The sequence below is a fragment of the Pseudoalteromonas sp. NS-SX12 genome (assembly GCF_057367955.1).
Window position 1 is genome coordinate 554,527 of record NZ_CM170634.1, and the last position, 16,962, is coordinate 571,488.

Annotated in this window: 15 protein-coding genes; 3 read left to right on the forward strand and 12 right to left on the reverse strand. The window is 42.1% G+C overall.

Annotated elements, in window-relative coordinates; translation table 11 throughout:
• Positions 1–17: 17 nt before the first annotated feature.
• Genes murG through mraZ form a run of 10 tightly spaced genes read right to left on the reverse strand, consistent with a single transcriptional unit; the run spans position 18 to position 11,032 of the window.
• Positions 18–1,076 (reverse strand): undecaprenyldiphospho-muramoylpentapeptide beta-N-acetylglucosaminyltransferase, encoded by a 1,059-nt coding sequence (murG, locus tag AC2IOM_RS02650; RefSeq protein ID WP_486359047.1) that lies wholly within the window; start codon positions 1,074–1,076, stop codon positions 18–20.
• On the reverse strand, positions 1,073–2,245 hold the full coding sequence (gene ftsW / locus AC2IOM_RS02655) for a cell division protein FtsW (RefSeq protein ID WP_336434382.1): 1,173 nt from the start codon (positions 2,243–2,245) through the stop codon (positions 1,073–1,075). Before ftsW ends, murG begins: the two co-directional genes overlap by 4 nt.
• Positions 2,242–3,549: a UDP-N-acetylmuramoyl-L-alanine--D-glutamate ligase gene (gene murD / locus AC2IOM_RS02660; protein WP_486359048.1), complete on the reverse strand. Its 1,308-nt coding sequence runs from the start codon at positions 3,547–3,549 to the stop codon at positions 2,242–2,244. The genes ftsW and murD overlap by 4 nt, the downstream gene beginning before the upstream one ends.
• Positions 3,550–4,632: a phospho-N-acetylmuramoyl-pentapeptide-transferase gene (gene mraY / locus AC2IOM_RS02665; RefSeq protein ID WP_010561171.1), complete on the reverse strand. Its 1,083-nt coding sequence runs from the start codon at positions 4,630–4,632 to the stop codon at positions 3,550–3,552. It abuts the gene before it with no gap.
• Positions 4,626–6,011 carry a UDP-N-acetylmuramoyl-tripeptide--D-alanyl-D-alanine ligase gene (locus tag AC2IOM_RS02670; protein ID WP_100912533.1) on the reverse strand — a complete coding sequence of 462 codons (1,386 nt, stop codon included), beginning with the start codon at positions 6,009–6,011 and terminating at the stop codon, positions 4,626–4,628. Before AC2IOM_RS02670 ends, mraY begins: the two co-directional genes overlap by 7 nt.
• Positions 6,008–7,468, reverse strand: a complete 1,461-nt coding sequence (locus AC2IOM_RS02675; protein ID WP_486359049.1) for a UDP-N-acetylmuramoyl-L-alanyl-D-glutamate--2,6-diaminopimelate ligase — start codon at positions 7,466–7,468, stop codon at positions 6,008–6,010. The genes AC2IOM_RS02670 and AC2IOM_RS02675 overlap by 4 nt, the downstream gene beginning before the upstream one ends.
• Entirely contained in the window at positions 7,455–9,302 is a 1,848-nt protein-coding gene (locus AC2IOM_RS02680) for a peptidoglycan D,D-transpeptidase FtsI family protein (protein WP_486359050.1), read from the reverse strand. Before AC2IOM_RS02680 ends, AC2IOM_RS02675 begins: the two co-directional genes overlap by 14 nt.
• A complete protein-coding gene (gene ftsL, locus AC2IOM_RS02685; RefSeq protein ID WP_040641515.1) occupies positions 9,299–9,625 on the reverse strand; it encodes a cell division protein FtsL in 327 nt (108 codons plus the stop codon). The genes AC2IOM_RS02680 and ftsL overlap by 4 nt, the downstream gene beginning before the upstream one ends.
• Entirely contained in the window at positions 9,625–10,560 is a 936-nt protein-coding gene (gene rsmH / locus AC2IOM_RS02690; RefSeq protein WP_054978926.1) for a 16S rRNA (cytosine(1402)-N(4))-methyltransferase RsmH, read from the reverse strand. The genes ftsL and rsmH overlap by 1 nt, the downstream gene beginning before the upstream one ends.
• Before the next feature lie 13 nt (positions 10,561–10,573).
• The gene (gene mraZ / locus AC2IOM_RS02695) at positions 10,574–11,032 is read right to left on the reverse strand and encodes a division/cell wall cluster transcriptional repressor MraZ (protein ID WP_010561177.1); all 459 of its coding nucleotides are present in this window, start codon (positions 11,030–11,032) and stop codon (positions 10,574–10,576) included.
• A 389-nt stretch (positions 11,033–11,421) separates the two neighbouring features.
• On the opposite strand from mraZ, the gene AC2IOM_RS02700 reads away from it, so the two are divergent.
• Positions 11,422–13,047, forward strand: coding sequence for a S41 family peptidase (locus AC2IOM_RS02700; RefSeq protein ID WP_486359051.1), 1,626 nt, complete (start codon positions 11,422–11,424; stop codon positions 13,045–13,047).
• Between the two features lie 90 nt (positions 13,048–13,137).
• Here the strand turns inward: AC2IOM_RS02700 and AC2IOM_RS02705 are convergent, their stop codons facing one another.
• Positions 13,138–14,025 (reverse strand): DMT family transporter, encoded by an 888-nt coding sequence (locus tag AC2IOM_RS02705; RefSeq protein ID WP_486359052.1) that lies wholly within the window; start codon positions 14,023–14,025, stop codon positions 13,138–13,140.
• 94 nt (positions 14,026–14,119) lie between these two features.
• Between AC2IOM_RS02705 and AC2IOM_RS02710 the strand changes: the two genes are divergently transcribed.
• On the forward strand, positions 14,120–14,860 hold the full coding sequence (locus AC2IOM_RS02710) for a ferredoxin--NADP reductase (RefSeq protein WP_486359053.1): 741 nt from the start codon (positions 14,120–14,122) through the stop codon (positions 14,858–14,860).
• 20 nt (positions 14,861–14,880) lie between these two features.
• On the opposite strand, the gene pmbA is transcribed toward AC2IOM_RS02710, so the two are convergent.
• On the reverse strand, positions 14,881–16,230 hold the full coding sequence (gene pmbA / locus AC2IOM_RS02715; protein ID WP_486359054.1) for a metalloprotease PmbA: 1,350 nt from the start codon (positions 16,228–16,230) through the stop codon (positions 14,881–14,883).
• Between the two features lie 175 nt (positions 16,231–16,405).
• On the opposite strand from pmbA, the gene yjgA reads away from it, so the two are divergent.
• Positions 16,406–16,936 carry a ribosome biogenesis factor YjgA gene (gene yjgA / locus AC2IOM_RS02720; RefSeq protein ID WP_010561182.1) on the forward strand — a complete coding sequence of 177 codons (531 nt, stop codon included), beginning with the start codon at positions 16,406–16,408 and terminating at the stop codon, positions 16,934–16,936.
• Positions 16,937–16,962 lie beyond the last annotated feature (26 nt).

The window sequence follows — 16,962 nt, forward strand, 5'->3', positions numbered from 1 at the left end:
TTTTCAATGTTCTACTCTTACTTACTAAATTCGATACATAAATTTGCAACATCGCGTGTTGCATCTAATTTGGCTGCCGCTTTTGCTTTTTCAGCCATTTTTAATACCCGTGACTTATCTTGAACATAAGGTTTTAGCAAGGCAACCAGGTCGTCTTGCGTCATATCTTTTTGCTGAATAAGTAACGCAGCTTGTTGCGCTACAAGGTAATTGGCGTTTGCAGTTTGGTGATCATCAACAGCATATGGAAATGGCACAAATACAGCCATTTTCCCCGCGGCAGCAACTTCGCTAACCGTTAACGCGCCTGCGCGACATACAACAATATCTGCCCACGCATAAGCTTTATCCATATCATGAATAAATTCGTTCACCTGTGCGTTAAGCGCCATTTTTTCATAACGTTTGGTTACTTCCGCCAAGTGACCTTTGCCAGTTTGATGGAAAATAGCCAATTTACTTTCTTTTGCCAGCGTTTTAAACACATCAGGTAATTGATCATTAAATACTTTTGCACCTAACGAGCCGCCAACCACCAAAATATTGCAGCATTCGCTGTCTTTCTCTACTTGAGCTGTTGCAACACTGCTGCGAACGGGATTACCAATGATTTTGCATTTTGCACTATCAAATGCCGAAGGAAACGCCGCCATCACTTGATTTGCAATTTTGGCAAGCAACTTGTTGCTAAGGCCTGCAACCGCATTTTGCTCATGAATTAGCACCGGAATACCTAGTAACTTTGCCGCTACACCAGCAGGTCCAGTTACATAACCACCCATGCCAAGTAATACATTTGGCTTTTCTTGTTTCATCACTTTACGTGCTTGCAATATCGCTTTAGCCACCATAAAAGGCGCTTTTAGCAAACGCATAATGCCATTACCGCGCACCCCTTTGACATCAATGAAGCGAATATCAATGCCGTGACGCGGTACAACATCCGCTTCCATTCGATCGGACGTGCCTAACCACACTACTTGCCAACCTTGCTCTTGCAGATAATTTGCTACGGCGATCCCGGGGAAAATATGCCCCCCTGTGCCACCAGCGACGATCATTATTTTCTTACTCATGATTTTCGCCCTCTTACAGTGGCTTGTTTCGTCGCCATTTTCACCTCAAAATCAACACGCAATAAAATGCCGGCTGCAACCGTCATTACTAATAAACTTGAACCACCATACGATACGAACGGCAAAGTCAGACCTTTGGTAGGTAAAATACCCGCACTTGCCCCAACGTTAACCATACTTTGAAAGGCGAACCAAATTGCGATACCTAGCGCCAAATAACCTTCGTAGTCTTTGCCAGCTTTAAGGGCATTAAAGCCAATATTTAGCGCTCTAAAAATCAGCACAAATAACACAGTTAAAACGCTAAATACGCCGATAAATCCGGTCTCTTCGGCTAAAATCGCAAAAATAAAGTCGGTATGCGCTTCAGGCAGATATTGTAGTTTTTGCACACTATTACCTAACCCTTGGCCAAACCAATCACCGCGGCTGTATGCCATTAACGACTGAACCAATTGATAACCCTTACCAAACGGGTCATCCCAAGGATCCATAAAGCCAGTAATACGTGCACGACGATAAGGTGAACTGGCGATCAGCAATACCACTAAGCCAACACCTGCCATCATCAAAGCAAAGAATTGCCACAAACGTGCGCCCGCTAAGAACAGCAAACCCACAGTTGTAACAAACATTACTACTACCGTACCTAAATCGGGTTGCATCAAAATCAAAAATGCATAAACCGTAAATACAGCTAGTGGTTTAATAAAGCCTTTTAAGTTTTCTTGCACTTCAGATTTTTTGCGAACCAAGTAACCAGCGAGATAACAAAAGAAAAATAACTTAGCAACTTCAGATACTTGAATATTAATCGGCCCTAAACCAATCCAGCGCGTTGAACCATTTACTTCACGACCAATAACCAATACCGCGATTAACATAGGTACACCTGCCAGCAACAGCGGTAAATTGGCCTTTTTCCAAAAACTCATCGGTAAGCTGGTTGAGATCATCAACAAACTCATACTCAACACTAAATACACCACGTGGCGAATGGTAAAATGGAAAGGGTTATCAAACATACGAATTGCAGTAGGCATCGACGCGCTGGTAACCATAATAAAACCAACACCAATCAAAATAACCATGCAATAAATAAGAGGAATATCGTAAAGTGTATTTGAGCGCACATGAAATTGCGCTTTTAAAAACTCAAGCACCTTCATGATTTCACCGCCTTGTTAACCAACTCAACAAATACATCGCCACGATGTTCAAAGCTGTTAAACATATCAAAACTCGCGCACGCAGGCGCAAGTAATACGATATCACCCGAAACAGCGATAGCCTTTGCCTGTAATACAGCATCTTCAAGTGAATTTGTCTGGATTGCGTTTTCACATAACGCTGCTATCTGAGCTTTATCTTTACCAAAGGTTATAAGCTGTTTAACGGTCGTTTCAATATCAACTTTTAATGGTGAAAAATCAGCACCTTTGCCAACACCGCCCGCTAATAAAATAATATTTTTACCTTTAGCTAAGCTTGTTAATGCAGCTTGTGTTGCACCAACATTCGTCGCTTTGGAGTCATTAACATAAAGTACGCCGTTATCTTCACATACTAATTGGCAGCGATGAGCAAGCCCCGAAAACTGATTAAACGCCGTTTTAAACACATCAACTGGCAGTTTAAGATTTTCTAACAGCGCCATAACTGCGAGCGCGTTAAATTGGTTGTGTAATCCAATCACTTTTAGCTCGTCAGTACTCAACATTTGTTTGCCGTGTACATTAAAGTATTGCTGCGAAATCGTGTAATCACCTTGTTGCGCACCAAAACTAACACCTGGAGTTTGTTCACAATGAGTTAATGCATCATCAAAATTAACAACCACATGTTTACTGTGTAAATGAATGCGCTGTTTAGCGTAAGCATAATCACCAAGGCTGTCGTAACGATCCATATGATCTTCACTAATATTTAGCACGCAACTTGCTTCACACACTAACGAATGCGTTGTCTCTAATTGAAAGCTCGATAGCTCCAATACATAGCAATCGTAATCTTGGTCAATAACATCCAGTACCGGTGTACCAATGTTGCCCGCAAGCGCCACTTTATAACCCGCTTGCTTTAAGACATCGCGCGTTAGTGTAACCACAGACGACTTGCCATTAGAGCCTGTTACCGCATACACAGCTTTGGTATTAATCCGAGCAAATAGCTCAACATCGCCAATCACTTCTACACCACGGGTTATTGCATCTTGTATATACATGTTAAAAAGCGCAATACCTGGGCTAATAACGATTAAATCAACGTTTTTAAACAACGTATCATTAAGGGCACCAAAATGTGTATCTGTCGCAAGCTGTGTAGCAATATCAGCGTTAGGTGGCAAGTCACGACTATCCACAACGCTAAACGCAATATTTTTACGAGCGAAAAAACGCATTGTGCTCAGACCGGATACACCCAGCCCAAGCACAATAATTTTTTTGTTTTTAAGTTCGTCTAAATAATTCATTTATCTCAGCTTTAATGTTGCTAAACCGGCTAAAACTAAAACCACCGAAATAATCCAAAAACGCACAATAACGCGTGGCTCTGGCCAACCTTTTAATTCATAGTGATGGTGTATGGGTGCCATGCGAAATATACGTTGGCCGCGTAACTTGTATGAGCCCACCTGCAAAATAACCGATAGTGCTTCCATTACAAAAACACCACCCATAATCACGAGTACCAATTCTTGTCGTACTAATACCGCGATAATGCCAAGTGCACCACCTAGCGCAAGCGAACCTACATCGCCCATAAATACTTGCGCAGGGTATGTGTTAAACCATAAGAAACCTAAACCCGCCCCCACAATCGCAGTACAAAGAACAACTAGTTCACTCGCTTCTGGGATATAAGGAATATGTAGGTAGTTAGCAAAATTAACGTTACTGGTTACGTACGCAATAAATGCAAATGCACCCGCAACTAAAATCGTCGGTACAATAGCTAGTCCGTCTAATCCATCTGTTAAGTTAACGGCGTTTGATGTACCAACAATTACAAAGTAAGCCATTACAATGTAAAACAAGCCAAGCTGTGGCATTACTTCTTTAAAGAAAGGTACAACAAGCGCAGTTTCTTGTGGTAACGCAGCACTGTAAAATAAAAATGCACCGGCAGTTAAAGCAATTACCGACTGCCAAAAGTATTTCCAACGTGCAATCAGGCCATCAGTGTTTTTGCGTACTACTTTACGGTAGTCATCAATAAAACCCACTACACCAAGTGAGCCGATAACAAATAATGTGACTAATACATAACGGTTGCTTAGGTCAGCCCATAACAATGTGCTGGCAAAAATAGAACCTAAAATCAAAATGCCGCCCATTGTTGGCGTGCCTGATTTAGATAAATGCGATTCTGGACCGTCATCACGTACAGTTTGGCCAATTTGCATTAGCTGCAAACGACGAATCAATTTTGGACCAAAATAAAGCGACAGCATAAGTGCGGTTAACACACCTAGAATAGAGCGAAACGTTAAGTACGAAAAAACGTTAAAGCCTGAGTAAAATTGTGTTAAATATTCAGCCAACCACATTAACATGACTGTTCACCTTTCTTATTATTGAGCTCGTCTACAAGTAGTTCCATTCGAGAACTACGCGAACCCTTTATCAAAATTGTTGTACGTTCATTGCCGCTAGCTGCATCGTTAAGTAACGCCTGCTTTAACGCATCGACAAGTTTTTCGCGGGTTGAGAAGTGGCGGCCAGGTTGTTCAAATACATCACTCGCCGATTGACTAAGCACACCTAATGTATATACATGGTCTATGCCTTTGTCTCTGGCGTATTCACCTACTTCTTGGTGGTAGACACGTGCATCTTCACCAAGTTCAGCCATATCACCTAAAACCAGTATTTTTTTGCCATTAATGCCGCTTAGTAGGTCAATTGCTGCACGAACCGAACCTGGATTAGCATTGTAGCTATCATCGATAAGAGTTAGCTTTTGCGAGACCTCAATAATATTCACGCGCCCTTTTACCTGCGGCATATTACTTAAGCCCGAAGCGACTTGTTTTAAACTAACGCCCAGCGGAAGTACCAGCGCTGAAGCGACTAAACTGTTAGTGACATTGTGTGAACCTGGGATCGGCAAATCAACTCGTACCGCTTCACCTTTATAAACAAGGTCAAAGCTTGCACGACCAAAATCATCTAATATTATGTTTTCAGCCCAAATATCTTTGTGCTGTGTGGCTGAGAATTGAGTTACCTGTTTGTCTTCAAGGCGTGCTAACCAATAGTCAATAAACTCACTATCGGCATTTACCACTGCCACTCCGTTTTCAGGTAAGCCTAAGAAAATTTCGCCTTTTGCACGCGCGACACCAAATAGATCGCCAAAACCTTCTAAATGCGCTTCCGCCACATTGGTAATCGCCGCTACATGCGGTTTTACTAAATCAGTGGTATAGGCAATTTCACCTAGGTGATTTGCACCTAATTCAATCACCGCATACTGGTGCTTTTCTTCTAATCGCAACAGCGTAAGTGGTACACCAATATCGTTATTAAAATTGCCATCGGTCGCCAGTACTTCACCAAGCTGCGATAAAATCGCCGCGGTCATTTCTTTAACTGTGGTTTTACCTACACTTCCCGTCATCGCAACAGTTTTAGGACTTACTTTAGCCATCACAGCGGCGCCTAATTTACCTAATGCAAGACGAGAGTTTTCAACGATAAACTGAGGGATATCGACATCTTGTTCTACTTCAACAATCAGCGCTTTAGCACCTAATTCTTGTGCTGTTTGGGCAAATTTATGGCCATCAAAGTTTGGTCCTTTAAGTGCTAAAAACACTTCGCCTGCTTGTAATTTTCTTGAATCGGTTACAATTGTTGAAAATGCTACATTTTCGCCGCGGTATGACACACCTAAGACGTCTGCAATCCAGTTTAGATCAGCCGTAATCATGCGCTTTCCCCTTTTAAAATCTGCTGTGCAACTAAGCTGTCACTAAAGTGCAGCGTGCTAGTGCCTATTATTTGGTAGTCTTCGTGGCCTTTGCCAGCAATTAACACAATGCCATCAGCAGAGGTGGTAGCAATCGCATGCGCGATAGCTTGATAGCGATCATGCTCAACCACAGCTCGTTCAGCAGCTGCAAATCCAGCTAAAATGTCTGCGGTAATTGCTTTTTCATCCTCTGTACGCGGATTATCATTAGTAACTATTACTTTATTTGCATACTTTTCAGCTATTTGCGCCATAAGTGGGCGTTTACCTTTGTCTCTGTCACCACCACAGCCAAACACACACGTGATATTGCTGCCAACATGTTCCGACAATGCAATCAATGCTTGTTCAAGGGCATCTGGTGTATGGGCATAATCGACAATACAGGTAGGTTTATTATCTGCGCTGAAAGCTTGCATTCTTCCGACTACCGCATCTAATTGGTCAATTTTATCAATTAACCAATTAAAGTCATATGTTAAATTCAGTAATGTCGCGAGTGCTGCGGTTAAGTTATATAAATTAAACTTACCAAACAAAGGTACAGTAACTTTTTGGCTTCCCCAGCTCGAGCGAATATCACAACATAAGCCTTGTTTTGAATACTTTGCATTATCAAATGAGACAAACGGATAGCTAATATCGGTTGGCAGGTTTTCACCAAATAGAACTGGATTTGGAATACGACCTTCTACGAGCCATTGCTTTACTTGCGCATCGTCAAAATTAACGACATTACATTTAGTTGAGAAATTGGTTAGTAGTGATAATTTTGCCTCGCCATACGCGAGCATAGTGCCATGATAATCAAGATGATCACGACTTAAATTAGTAAACACCGCAATATCAAATGCACTATGCGCCACTCGCTGTTGCACTAAACCATGAGACGACACTTCCATTGCCACTAATTCATAGTCGCGCATTTGCCAAAATAAATCTTGTAGGTCAATGGCTGAAGGCGTGGTGTTAGCCAGTGGCGTAAGCTTTTCGGTTTGACCCCAGCCAAGTGTGCCAATAACACCTGTTTTTTGCTCGGATGCACTGGCCAGATTTGCGATCATGCTCGTTACGGTGGATTTCCCATTAGTGCCTGTAACGCCAACTAATTTAAATTGTGTACTCGGCTCGCCATAAAAAGCACTCGCAAAAACGCTCAGTTTGTTCGCTAAGTCATCAATAACGTATACATTCGCTCGATTTGGTTGATATTGACATTCGCTATCAACAAGCACTAGCGCAGCGCCAGCCGCCAAAGCGTTATCGATAAAACGTGAACCATCGAGTTGATGACCTTTAATCGCAATAAACGCAGTACCGGGCGCTATGGCCCGGCTGTCTAAAGTCAGTTTATGTGTTTCAATGCCGCAGCTAGGTTCACCTATTGCGAGCAATGCGCGATCAATAGGTAACATAGTCCCGCCGTTGATTTAGTTGCGCGACAGCTTCAAGATCTGGTGCAACATTTAAGATTCGCAGCGATCCCGACATAATTTCAGAAAACGCAGGGCCGGCAACATCACCACCATAATAAACGTCACCGCCCGGTTCATTGATCATAACAACAACCGCTAAACGCGGATCAGATACTGGCGCAATACCTGCGAAGTAACCGACATATTCATCACCATAACCGCCAAATGCAGCTTTTTTCGAAGTACCTGTTTTGCCACCAACGCGATAACCATCTAGTTTTACACGTGTAGCAGTTCCGCCTCGCTCAAAAACGCTTTCCATCATTTCTAGTACAGCAAAAGCATTACGCTCTTCAAACACACGTTCACCGTGTACTTTGCCTTCTTGTTTTAAAATCGTCAGCGGACGGTTAATACCACCAGAACCGATAGCTGCATAAGCACGTGCCATTTGCGCAGTACTTACTGAAATTCGGTAGCCATATGCTAATGTTGCCACCTCAAAATCAGACCAACGGCCGTGCGGTGTAAATAAGCCATCACTTTCACCAACCATACCTGTGCCAGTTTCCTCGCCAAACCCTAAACGTTGGAAGAAACCGATAAAGTCTTGCTTAGGCATAGTTTGCGCTATTTTTGATACACCCACATTTGACGATTTTTGCAATATTGTACGCAGATCCATTGGACCATTGTTCTTACCGTCAGTAACAATACTACCGCCAACACGCATCCACCCTTTGGTTTTTATCACGGTATCAAAATCGATGGTGCCATATTCTAGTCCAGCTAAAACTGAAATAGGCTTTAACGTTGAGCCTGGCTCAAATAGGTCGGTAATTGCGCGGTTACGGCGTTTATGTGGCGCCGCATCTTTTAAATTATTTGGATTGAACGACGGGCTATTCACCATCGCCAAAACTTCACCGGTCGTTACATCAACAACCATAGCGCTACCCGATGTTGCTTTATAACTCAGCACCGCTGATTTTAAAGAACGATAAGCCAGTGATTGAATGCGCTGATCAATGCTCAGTTGGATATTTTCAGGTTCAATACGCGCGCGTTCATCAAGAATTTCAATTTCTCGACCTTGTGCGTCTTTGCGAATGGTACGTTTACCCGCTTCACCTGTTAACGCTTCATTATAGAGTTTTTCTATGCCTTCGATGCCTTCACCATCGATGTTAGTAAAGCCAAGTACGTGGGCAGTGACTTCACCCGCTGGGTAGAAGCGTTTTGATTCGTCGAGTAAGTAAATTCCTGGCAATTTCAATTCTGAAATATAGCGTGCTACTGGCGGAGTCACCTGACGTTTTAAATACACAAAGCGACGAGTATTGTCGCTTGTTAGTTTTCCATCAATTAACGGCTTTTGCAGGCGTAATACTTCAGCGAGATCCTGCCAGCGTGAATCGCTGTTAAAGATTTCAATTTTTTCTTTTGCGACGCGTGCGGGATCACTATCTAATGCTTTGACCGCTTGTTTAATATCAAGCTGATTTTCTCTCGCATGCTTGCGCGCAAGACTATAAACCTTGGCTGTTAAGGCCTTATCAAGTTGTTTTGGGTCACCATAAACACTTACTACCGGTACGCTAATCGCCAGTTCGTTACCATGGCGATCTAAAATTAAACCACGCTGTACATTAACCTTTTCTACGCGTACCGTGCGTTTATCATTTTCAGACACGGCAAAATCAGGTTCGATAACCTGAATATAAGCGGCACGTGCAACCAGAGTTGCAAATACGGCAAAAATCGTGGCACATACCAATAAGTATCGCCAGCGGATTAAGCTGCCTTGTTTTGGTTTAGTACTATGTCGTTTCATGGTAACACCACCAGCTTTTCATCCTTGCGTTCTGGTCGTTTCATATCAAGTTTTTTCTTGGCGATATCTTCAACTCGGGCATGCTGTGCGTAGAATTCACTTTCTACAACCAAGTAGCCCCACGCCAAATCTAATTCATCTTTTTGTTGTAACAACGTGTCTTGTTTGATCACTTCCGCACGTGATGCATCGGTAACCATCACTACGGCAAATGCCGAAGCAAAAATAGAAAAAAGCAGCCCCAAAGTGACTTTCTCCCTAAAAAGTCCCTTAGTGATCTCGATAAACAGGTTTGGCTGACGTGTATTATTTTTACTAGCCACTACAACCTCTTAGCGATCCTAAGTACGGAGCTGCGCGCACGGCTATTGCGAGCTATTTCTTGCTCGCTCGGTTTAATAGCCTTACCTATCGCTTTTAACGTTAGGTTTTGTTTTAACTGTTCATCAGTAAGCGGAAGGCCTCGCGGTACTGCTTCGCCTTTGCTTTGCTTTTTAATAAATTGCTTAACAATGCGATCTTCGAGTGAATGGAACGAAATTACCGCTAAACGGCCATCTTGCTTGAGTACATCAAGCGAGCCTTGTAATGCTGTGGTGATTTCTTCAAGCTCACTGTTGATATAAATTCGAATTGCCTGAAACGTACGCGTTGCTGGGTGCTTGTGCTTATCTTTTACTGGTACTGCTTCATCAACTAACTTTGCTAATTGCTTAGTCGTTGTGATTGGATGCTCATCGCGCGTTTCAATAATTTTGGTCGCAATACGGCGGCCAAATTTTTCTTCGCCATATTTCTTAATAACAAAAGTGATGTCTTCGAGTTCCGCTTCTGCCAACCACTGCGCTGCACTGCGGCCAGAACTCGGGTCCATACGCATATCCAGTGGACCATCATGCATAAAGCTAAAACCACGGTCTGCTTCATCAAGCTGCGGACTTGAAACACCAATATCTAGCAAAATACCATCAACCTGATTTAACAAATTGAGGTTTTCAGCTACCTGGCGGATATTTGAAAAGCGATCATGCACAATCTGAAAACGCGCATCATCGGCAAATTTTTTCGCCGCTTCAATTGCCGTTGGGTCGCGATCTATCGCAACTAGTCGCCCTTGCTCACCTAGGCGTTTTAAAATTTCACCCGAATGACCGCCACGACCAAAGGTACCATCGATGTAAATACCGTTTGGCTTAATATCTAAAGCCTCGATCGTTTCGTCGAGTAACACGGAAATATGCTGTTGGCTTTGAGACATAGGGCGCCTATTATTAAAAATTGAAATCTTGTAGTCGTTCGCTAACGGTCAGATCTTTTTGCTGTTCTTGGGCGATATCTTGTTGTAATTTTTCATTCCAAGTATCTTCATCCCAAAGCTCAAACTTATTGAGTTGACCAACTAACATTAATTTTTTATTGAGCCCTGCATGTGCTCGAAGTGGAGATGACAATAAAATTCTGCCGTTTTTATCAAGCTGACATTCCATCGCACTACCAAGTAAAATACGTTTAACGCGGCGTTCCGCTTCAACCATATTCGATAACTGACTCAGTTTTTGCTCAACTTCTTGCCATTCACTTAGCGGATACAACAAAAGACAGGGATCTTTTAAGTCAATCGTGCACACTAACTGGCCTTCGCAATCTGCCTGTAATAAAGCACGAAACTTGGTTGGTATTGCCAAGCGTCCTTTATCGTCGAGGTTAATTGCATGTGCGCCACGAAACATGTAAGCGTTCCCATTTTGTTATTAGTGCCGATCCACTGAGATCCATTTTTTACCACTTTTCTCCACAACGTTAGAGTCTAGGGCTTGACACAGGTATTTGTCAAGAATTGTAACAATAATATTTTTCTCGCTAGCCCTTTATTGATAAGGGCTAGAGCAAAGTTAATGAATTTAGTGGAAAAATGTGGAGGGAGATCTTAGATCAGGCCTTTACTAGCCTAGCATTGAAACTTTTTGCACAAAAAGCGATCGAATATTTATGGTTTAAGAAAATAAGCATACGCATAACAGATCGTGCTTTTACAAACTTTAACTGTAAACAGTTGTTGTTATTTTGACCCTCTGATATTTTGTTACGATAAATTGCGATCTTATTTAAGGAAATATTTATGAAGTTCAGCAAATTGCAAAAAGGAATTACCTTAGCGTTATCAATGTCAATGTTAGTAGCCTGTAATGGGGACTCAGACTCAGATAATGATATTGGTAGCGGCGATAATTCATGGGTTGCCGGTGAATTTAAAGCAAAAGAGATATTTGCGAATAAATGTGCCGTTGTTCGTACGGGGTCTGATCCTTATACCAATGAAGTATATAAAGATCGCGCTGGTACACTCACAGATGAAAAAATGTGGTTACGTTCTTGGAATCATGAATCTTACCTCTGGTTCGATGAAGTGGAAGATGTCGATCCTGCCAATTACAGTACACCACTGGCTTATTTCGAGGTACTTAAAACGTTTGCCAAAACCAGTTCAGGTGCAGATAAAGATAATTTTCACTTCGCACAAGATACCGCTGAGTACCGTAAACGCACGCAAGGCAGTGCATCTTCAGGATATGGCATTCGCTGGCAAGCGCGTAACCTCGATGCAGAAGGTCGTTTCACGCTTCCACGCACATTGTATGTGGCAACTATCGAACCAGGTTCACCTGCAGATACAGCGGGCTTTATACGTGGCGATCAGATCATCAAAGTGGATGGTGCTGATTTCTTAAATGGCAATGATGTTGAAACGCTTAATGCCGGTTTGTTTCCGACAAATAATGGTCAAAGCCATGACATCACAGTAAAAGATGTATTTGGCGCAGAAAGAACCATTACAGTTACATCTGGCAGTTATGATCTTTCGCCTGTTAAAGCGACCAATACCTTTGTCCACGCAGGTAAAACTGTTGGCTATATTCAATTCGATACATTTAATATCAGCGACGCACAAGATGATTTAATCAACAAGTTTACCCAGTTTAGGAACCAAAATGTTAGCGAGTTGGTAGTTGATTTAAGATACAACGGCGGTGGTTTGCTCGCGCTTTCTTCACAGCTGGCTTATATGATTGCCGGTGATGTGAATACGCAAAACCGAGATTATTATACGCTTAAGTACAATGGCAAATGGGACGCAGACAACAATGGTAAAGCAGAGCCCGATACCCCGATCCAATTCTATGACAAAAAGATCGATTGGCAAAAAGGCATCTTAACCAATACAGATCTACCAACCGTTGGACTTAATAAAGTATACGTTTTATCAAGTGCGTCGACCTGCTCTGCCAGTGAGGCATTAATTAATGGTTTAAAAGGGATTGATCTCGATGTTGTACTAATTGGCGGTCAAACCTGTGGTAAGCCTTATGGCTTTGAGGCAACCGATAATTGCAGCACAACCTATTTCACAATTCAGTTTAGCGGTGTAAATGATAAAGGTTTTGGTGAGTACTCTGATGGACTAATCCCTAAGCAAAATCCTAACTTCCAAAACGAAGTGCGTGGCTGTACGGTAAGTGATGACTTAACTCGTCCACTCGGTGATATTTCAGAAGGCATGCTATCAGCTGCGCTTTACCACATCGAACGAGGCAGCTGCCCGCCAATTGCAACAAACTATGCACCAAAGACATCAACAACCGCTAAACAAGTTGTTGGTGAGCCTCTTAAAATGCCACAAGATCGTACGCAACAAATGATTGAAAATAATGCGATCTTTACGCCTCTTGAGACTACAAACAAATAAACGGCGGTTTATTTATTAACGCTAGAAAAAGGTGGCCATGCCACCTTTTTTATTTATATCCCTTCTTCACAGCATTTGTTTTCATACCAATTACCGGAAAATAAAAAACAACGAAATCCCGCCAACCGCAAGCACAGTGCCAAACAGCGTTTTTCCAGAAGGAATTTGCCCTTTTAAAATTGAAAACAACAAAATAAATAAAGGCGATGTGGCAATTAACGTTTGCGCTACAGCCGGATTCGCATATTTAAGTGCAATTTGCTGCAACCAAAGTGTTAAGAAGGTCCCCACCACAATGGCAAGTAACAGTAATACAAACTCACGCTGCGCCATTTTTGAAAAACCTGTAACTAGCTGGGCTAGCTGTTGTCGTTTAATCAGTACAAGGGTTAAGAGCAGCACGCCCACACCTGCAAGTAGTCTAAGCACTGCTCCTAGTAACGGCTCAATATCGCCAGCGACAAGGGCATAATGAGAAATCACCACGCCCGAGGCTTGGCAAACACTGGCTAATAAACCAAACCCTATGCCAGCGGCATTCACTTTTTGGGTATGGGTTTCAGGCTGCATCACCACTAAGGCTACCGCAAAGGTCGTTACTAACACTCCTAACCAACTCTGCCAAGTTAATAAGCTACCAAGTATTAATACCGCTAAAATACCGGAAAGTGGCGGAGCTATTGATTCAAGCAAGAGAGTTTTATTTACGCCTATGCGCTTTAATGATGCAAAATAAGCACTATCACCAATAGCAATACCTATCACACCTGAAAATAACAAAATCCCTATATGCTCAGGCGATAAAGAAAATTCCACATTTGGCAGTAAAGGCAGCGTAAGCAACATTAATGATGCAGCAATAACACCTTTAACAAAATTAAGCTGCAAAGCACTAAAGTGATGACTAAAGCGACCATACAGCAGGCTTGCTAAAGCCCAAAAAAAAGCCGCAGCTAACGCTGCCACTTCACCTAACATACTATTTCCTCAATAAAATTCTTTCCACTAGATTGAAATTCTCAGCGCAGCTGCCACAGTTAAAGTAGCCCCAAATAAACGTTGAGAGCAAATTATGGCAAATTGGATTGATGGACAAGTTACTCATATCAAGTGGTGGAACGACAAGCTATTTAGTTTAACCGTGTCTGCATCATTACCAAGTTATAAAGCAGGGCAATTTACTAAACTTGCAATGACAATTGAAGATAAAAAAATCTCCCGTGCATATTCTTTCGTCAATACCCCATCAAACAACAACCTTCATGAGTTTTTACTGGTTACTGTGGAAGACGGATTACTTTCACCACCGCTTTCTGATTTAAAAAAAGGGGATACATTGCAAATCGCTGAGCAAGCCTCTGGTTTTTTTACGTTAGATGAGGTGCCAGAATCTGACACATTATGGCTATTAGCAACAGGCACGGCGATTGGGCCTTTTTTATCTATGCTAGGTGATGATGCGATTTGGCAAAAGTATAAACATGTTGTGCTTGTTCACGGGGTACGTAAACACACAGACTTGGTTTATCAGCAGCAAATTTGCGATCTGTGTAGCAATCATCCACTGACGTTTGTGCCCGTTATCAGTCAAGAGAAGTGGCCCAATGGGCTGCAAGGTCGCATTACTAATGCGATAACCTCAGGTGAGTTGTTTAGCCATGTTAAAATAACGCCAACGCCACAAAACAGTCAATTTATGCTTTGTGGAAATCCAGAAATGGTCAAAGAAACAACGCAATTACTATTAGATTTAGGCTTTACGCGAAATCGCCGCGCAAAGCCTGGAAATATTACCGTGGAGCAATATTGGTAAGGTGTCGTAATTAAGGCCGACTACTCACCGGCAATAGACATACTCTCAATCAAAATTGAGCCTGTTTGAATGCTGCCGCGCACATCAACATCACCGCCAATTGCCGCCACTTTTAAGAACATATCTTTTAGGTTTCCGGCAATGGTAACTTCACTTACCGGGTATTGAATTTCACCATTCTCTACCCAAAAGCCAGCTGCACCGCGTGAATAGTCGCCGGTAACAATATTAACACCTTGACCCATAACTTCAGTTACTAACAAACCTGTGCCCATTTCATTAAGCACATTTTTTAAGTCTTGATGCGAGGCTTCTACTAACCAGTTGTGAATACCACCAGCATGACCTGTTGCCTGCATACCAAGTTTGCGTGATGCATAACTTGCTAATAAGTAAGTTTGTAACTCACCACCTTTAATGATTTCACGATCTATGGTTTTTACCCCTTCACTGTCTACAGCAGAAGATGCTAAACCACCTAAAATATGCGGACGCTCTTGAATATTCACTTTATCGCTAAACACTTGGCTACCTAAGCTATCAAGCAAGAAACTCGATTTGCGATAAAGTGCACCACCACCAATGGCTGAAACTAAATGACCAAATAGCGAGCTGGCGATATCAGCGCGAAACACAACCGGATACTTACCCGTTGGTATACGGCGACAATTTAAACGTGCGATTGTTTCTTGTGCCGCTTCAATACCAACACTTTCAGCGCTACTTAACCCTTCTTGTTTACGTGCGATGGTATACGCTGAATCGCGTTGCATAATGCCATTTTCTTCGCCAATCACCATACAGCTAATGCTATGACGACTGCGCGGAAATCCCACTAATTGACCATAGCTATTGCCATATACACGCAGACCATTGTGGCTAGAAAAACTAGCGCCATCTGAATTACTAATACGACTATCAAACTGCATTGCCGCCGCTTCAGCTTGTTTGCACAAGTCAATTCCTTGTTCAGCAGTTACTTGCCATGGGTGATACAAATCAAGGTCTTGCGGGGCAAAGTCAAGTAACTCTTTATCAGCGATGCCATTACATGGATCTTCTGAAGTATATTTAGCAATCTCAACTGCTTTCGATACAACTGTTTTTAACGCCTCAGGGCTTAAATCTGCGGTTGACGCTGAGCCTTTTTTATTTCCTACATAAACACTAATGCCAAGGGCACCGTCTTGGTTATATTCAATCGTTTCAAGTTCGCCTAAACGGGTTGAAACAGATAAACCTGAGGTACTCGACATTGCCGCTTCAGCAGAGCTTGCGCCTAACTGTTTTGCGTAATCGAGCGCTTCGCTCACCGCTTGCTTAACTTCATTAAGGCGCTGAAAAATTGGATCGTTAGAGTCTGCTTGCATAGGAAAATGAGTTTAAATTTAAATATTTTTTTAAGCATATCAAAAATACCGTCATAAGGCAGAGCATCGAAACAGATTTTTCACGTATAATATAAAGAAATTACGCAATTAGACTTGGGTAGATTCACTCAAAACAGACTAACAATGCGTGACATTACTAATTTGTGGAGAAACCATGGCCAAAAAGAACAAAGTTGATTTCGATACGCCAGAGGAAGAAATTATTTACGTATCACGTGCAGAACTTAAACGTGATGCCAAAGAGTTACATGGACTTGGTGCCGATATTGCTGGACTAAGCAAAAAGCAACGTAAAACAATTCCTTTAAATGATGAATTGATTGAAGCGATGGAGCTTGCAGATCGCCTTAAAGAGAAAACAGAAGCTTACCGCAGACATTTAAACTACATTGCAAAATGTTTACGCTTAGCAGCAAATATTGAAGAGATCACCAAAGCGGTAGATATTCTGAAAAACAAGCATGCGCAAGGCAATGTGTTGTTTCATAAACTTGAACATATTCGCGATGAGTTAATTGAAGTTGGCGACAATAAGATCAATGAGTTAGTATCAGAGTATCCCGAACTTGATAGACAGCGATTACGTCAATTAACACGCCAAGCAAAAAAAGAAAAAGAAGCAAATAAGCCAGCTAAAGCTTATCGTGAAATTTTTCAGTGTTTAAAACAAGTAATCACGCACTAACAAAACAAACAGCAACGGTTAAGGAT

Bases quoted from the DNA above. Each gene is read 5' to 3' on its own strand.
- mraZ (WP_010561177.1), bottom strand. From the start codon at position 11,032: ATGTTTCGTGGCGCACATGCAATTAACCTCGACGATAAAGGACGCTTG.
- AC2IOM_RS02675 (WP_486359049.1), bottom strand. From the start codon at position 7,468: ATGTTACCTATTGATCGCGCATTGCTCGCAATAGGTGAACCTAGCTGC.
- AC2IOM_RS02705 (WP_486359052.1), bottom strand. From the start codon at position 14,025: ATGTTAGGTGAAGTGGCAGCGTTAGCTGCGGCTTTTTTTTGGGCTTTA.
- mraY (WP_010561171.1), bottom strand. From the start codon at position 4,632: ATGTTAATGTGGTTGGCTGAATATTTAACACAATTTTACTCAGGCTTT.
- murG (WP_486359047.1), bottom strand. From the start codon at position 1,076: ATGAGTAAGAAAATAATGATCGTCGCTGGTGGCACAGGGGGGCATATT.
- pmbA (WP_486359054.1), bottom strand. From the start codon at position 16,230: ATGCAAGCAGACTCTAACGATCCAATTTTTCAGCGCCTTAATGAAGTT.
- AC2IOM_RS02670 (WP_100912533.1), bottom strand. From the start codon at position 6,011: ATGATTACGGCTGATCTAAACTGGATTGCAGACGTCTTAGGTGTGTCA.
- AC2IOM_RS02710 (WP_486359053.1), top strand. From the start codon at position 14,120: ATGGCAAATTGGATTGATGGACAAGTTACTCATATCAAGTGGTGGAAC.
- yjgA (WP_010561182.1), top strand. From the start codon at position 16,406: ATGGCCAAAAAGAACAAAGTTGATTTCGATACGCCAGAGGAAGAAATT.
- AC2IOM_RS02680 (WP_486359050.1), bottom strand. From the start codon at position 9,302: ATGAAACGACATAGTACTAAACCAAAACAAGGCAGCTTAATCCGCTGG.
- rsmH (WP_054978926.1), bottom strand. From the start codon at position 10,560: ATGTCTCAAAGCCAACAGCATATTTCCGTGTTACTCGACGAAACGATC.
- murD (WP_486359048.1), bottom strand. From the start codon at position 3,549: ATGAATTATTTAGACGAACTTAAAAACAAAAAAATTATTGTGCTTGGG.
- ftsW (WP_336434382.1), bottom strand. From the start codon at position 2,245: ATGAAGGTGCTTGAGTTTTTAAAAGCGCAATTTCATGTGCGCTCAAAT.
- AC2IOM_RS02700 (WP_486359051.1), top strand. From the start codon at position 11,422: ATGAAGTTCAGCAAATTGCAAAAAGGAATTACCTTAGCGTTATCAATG.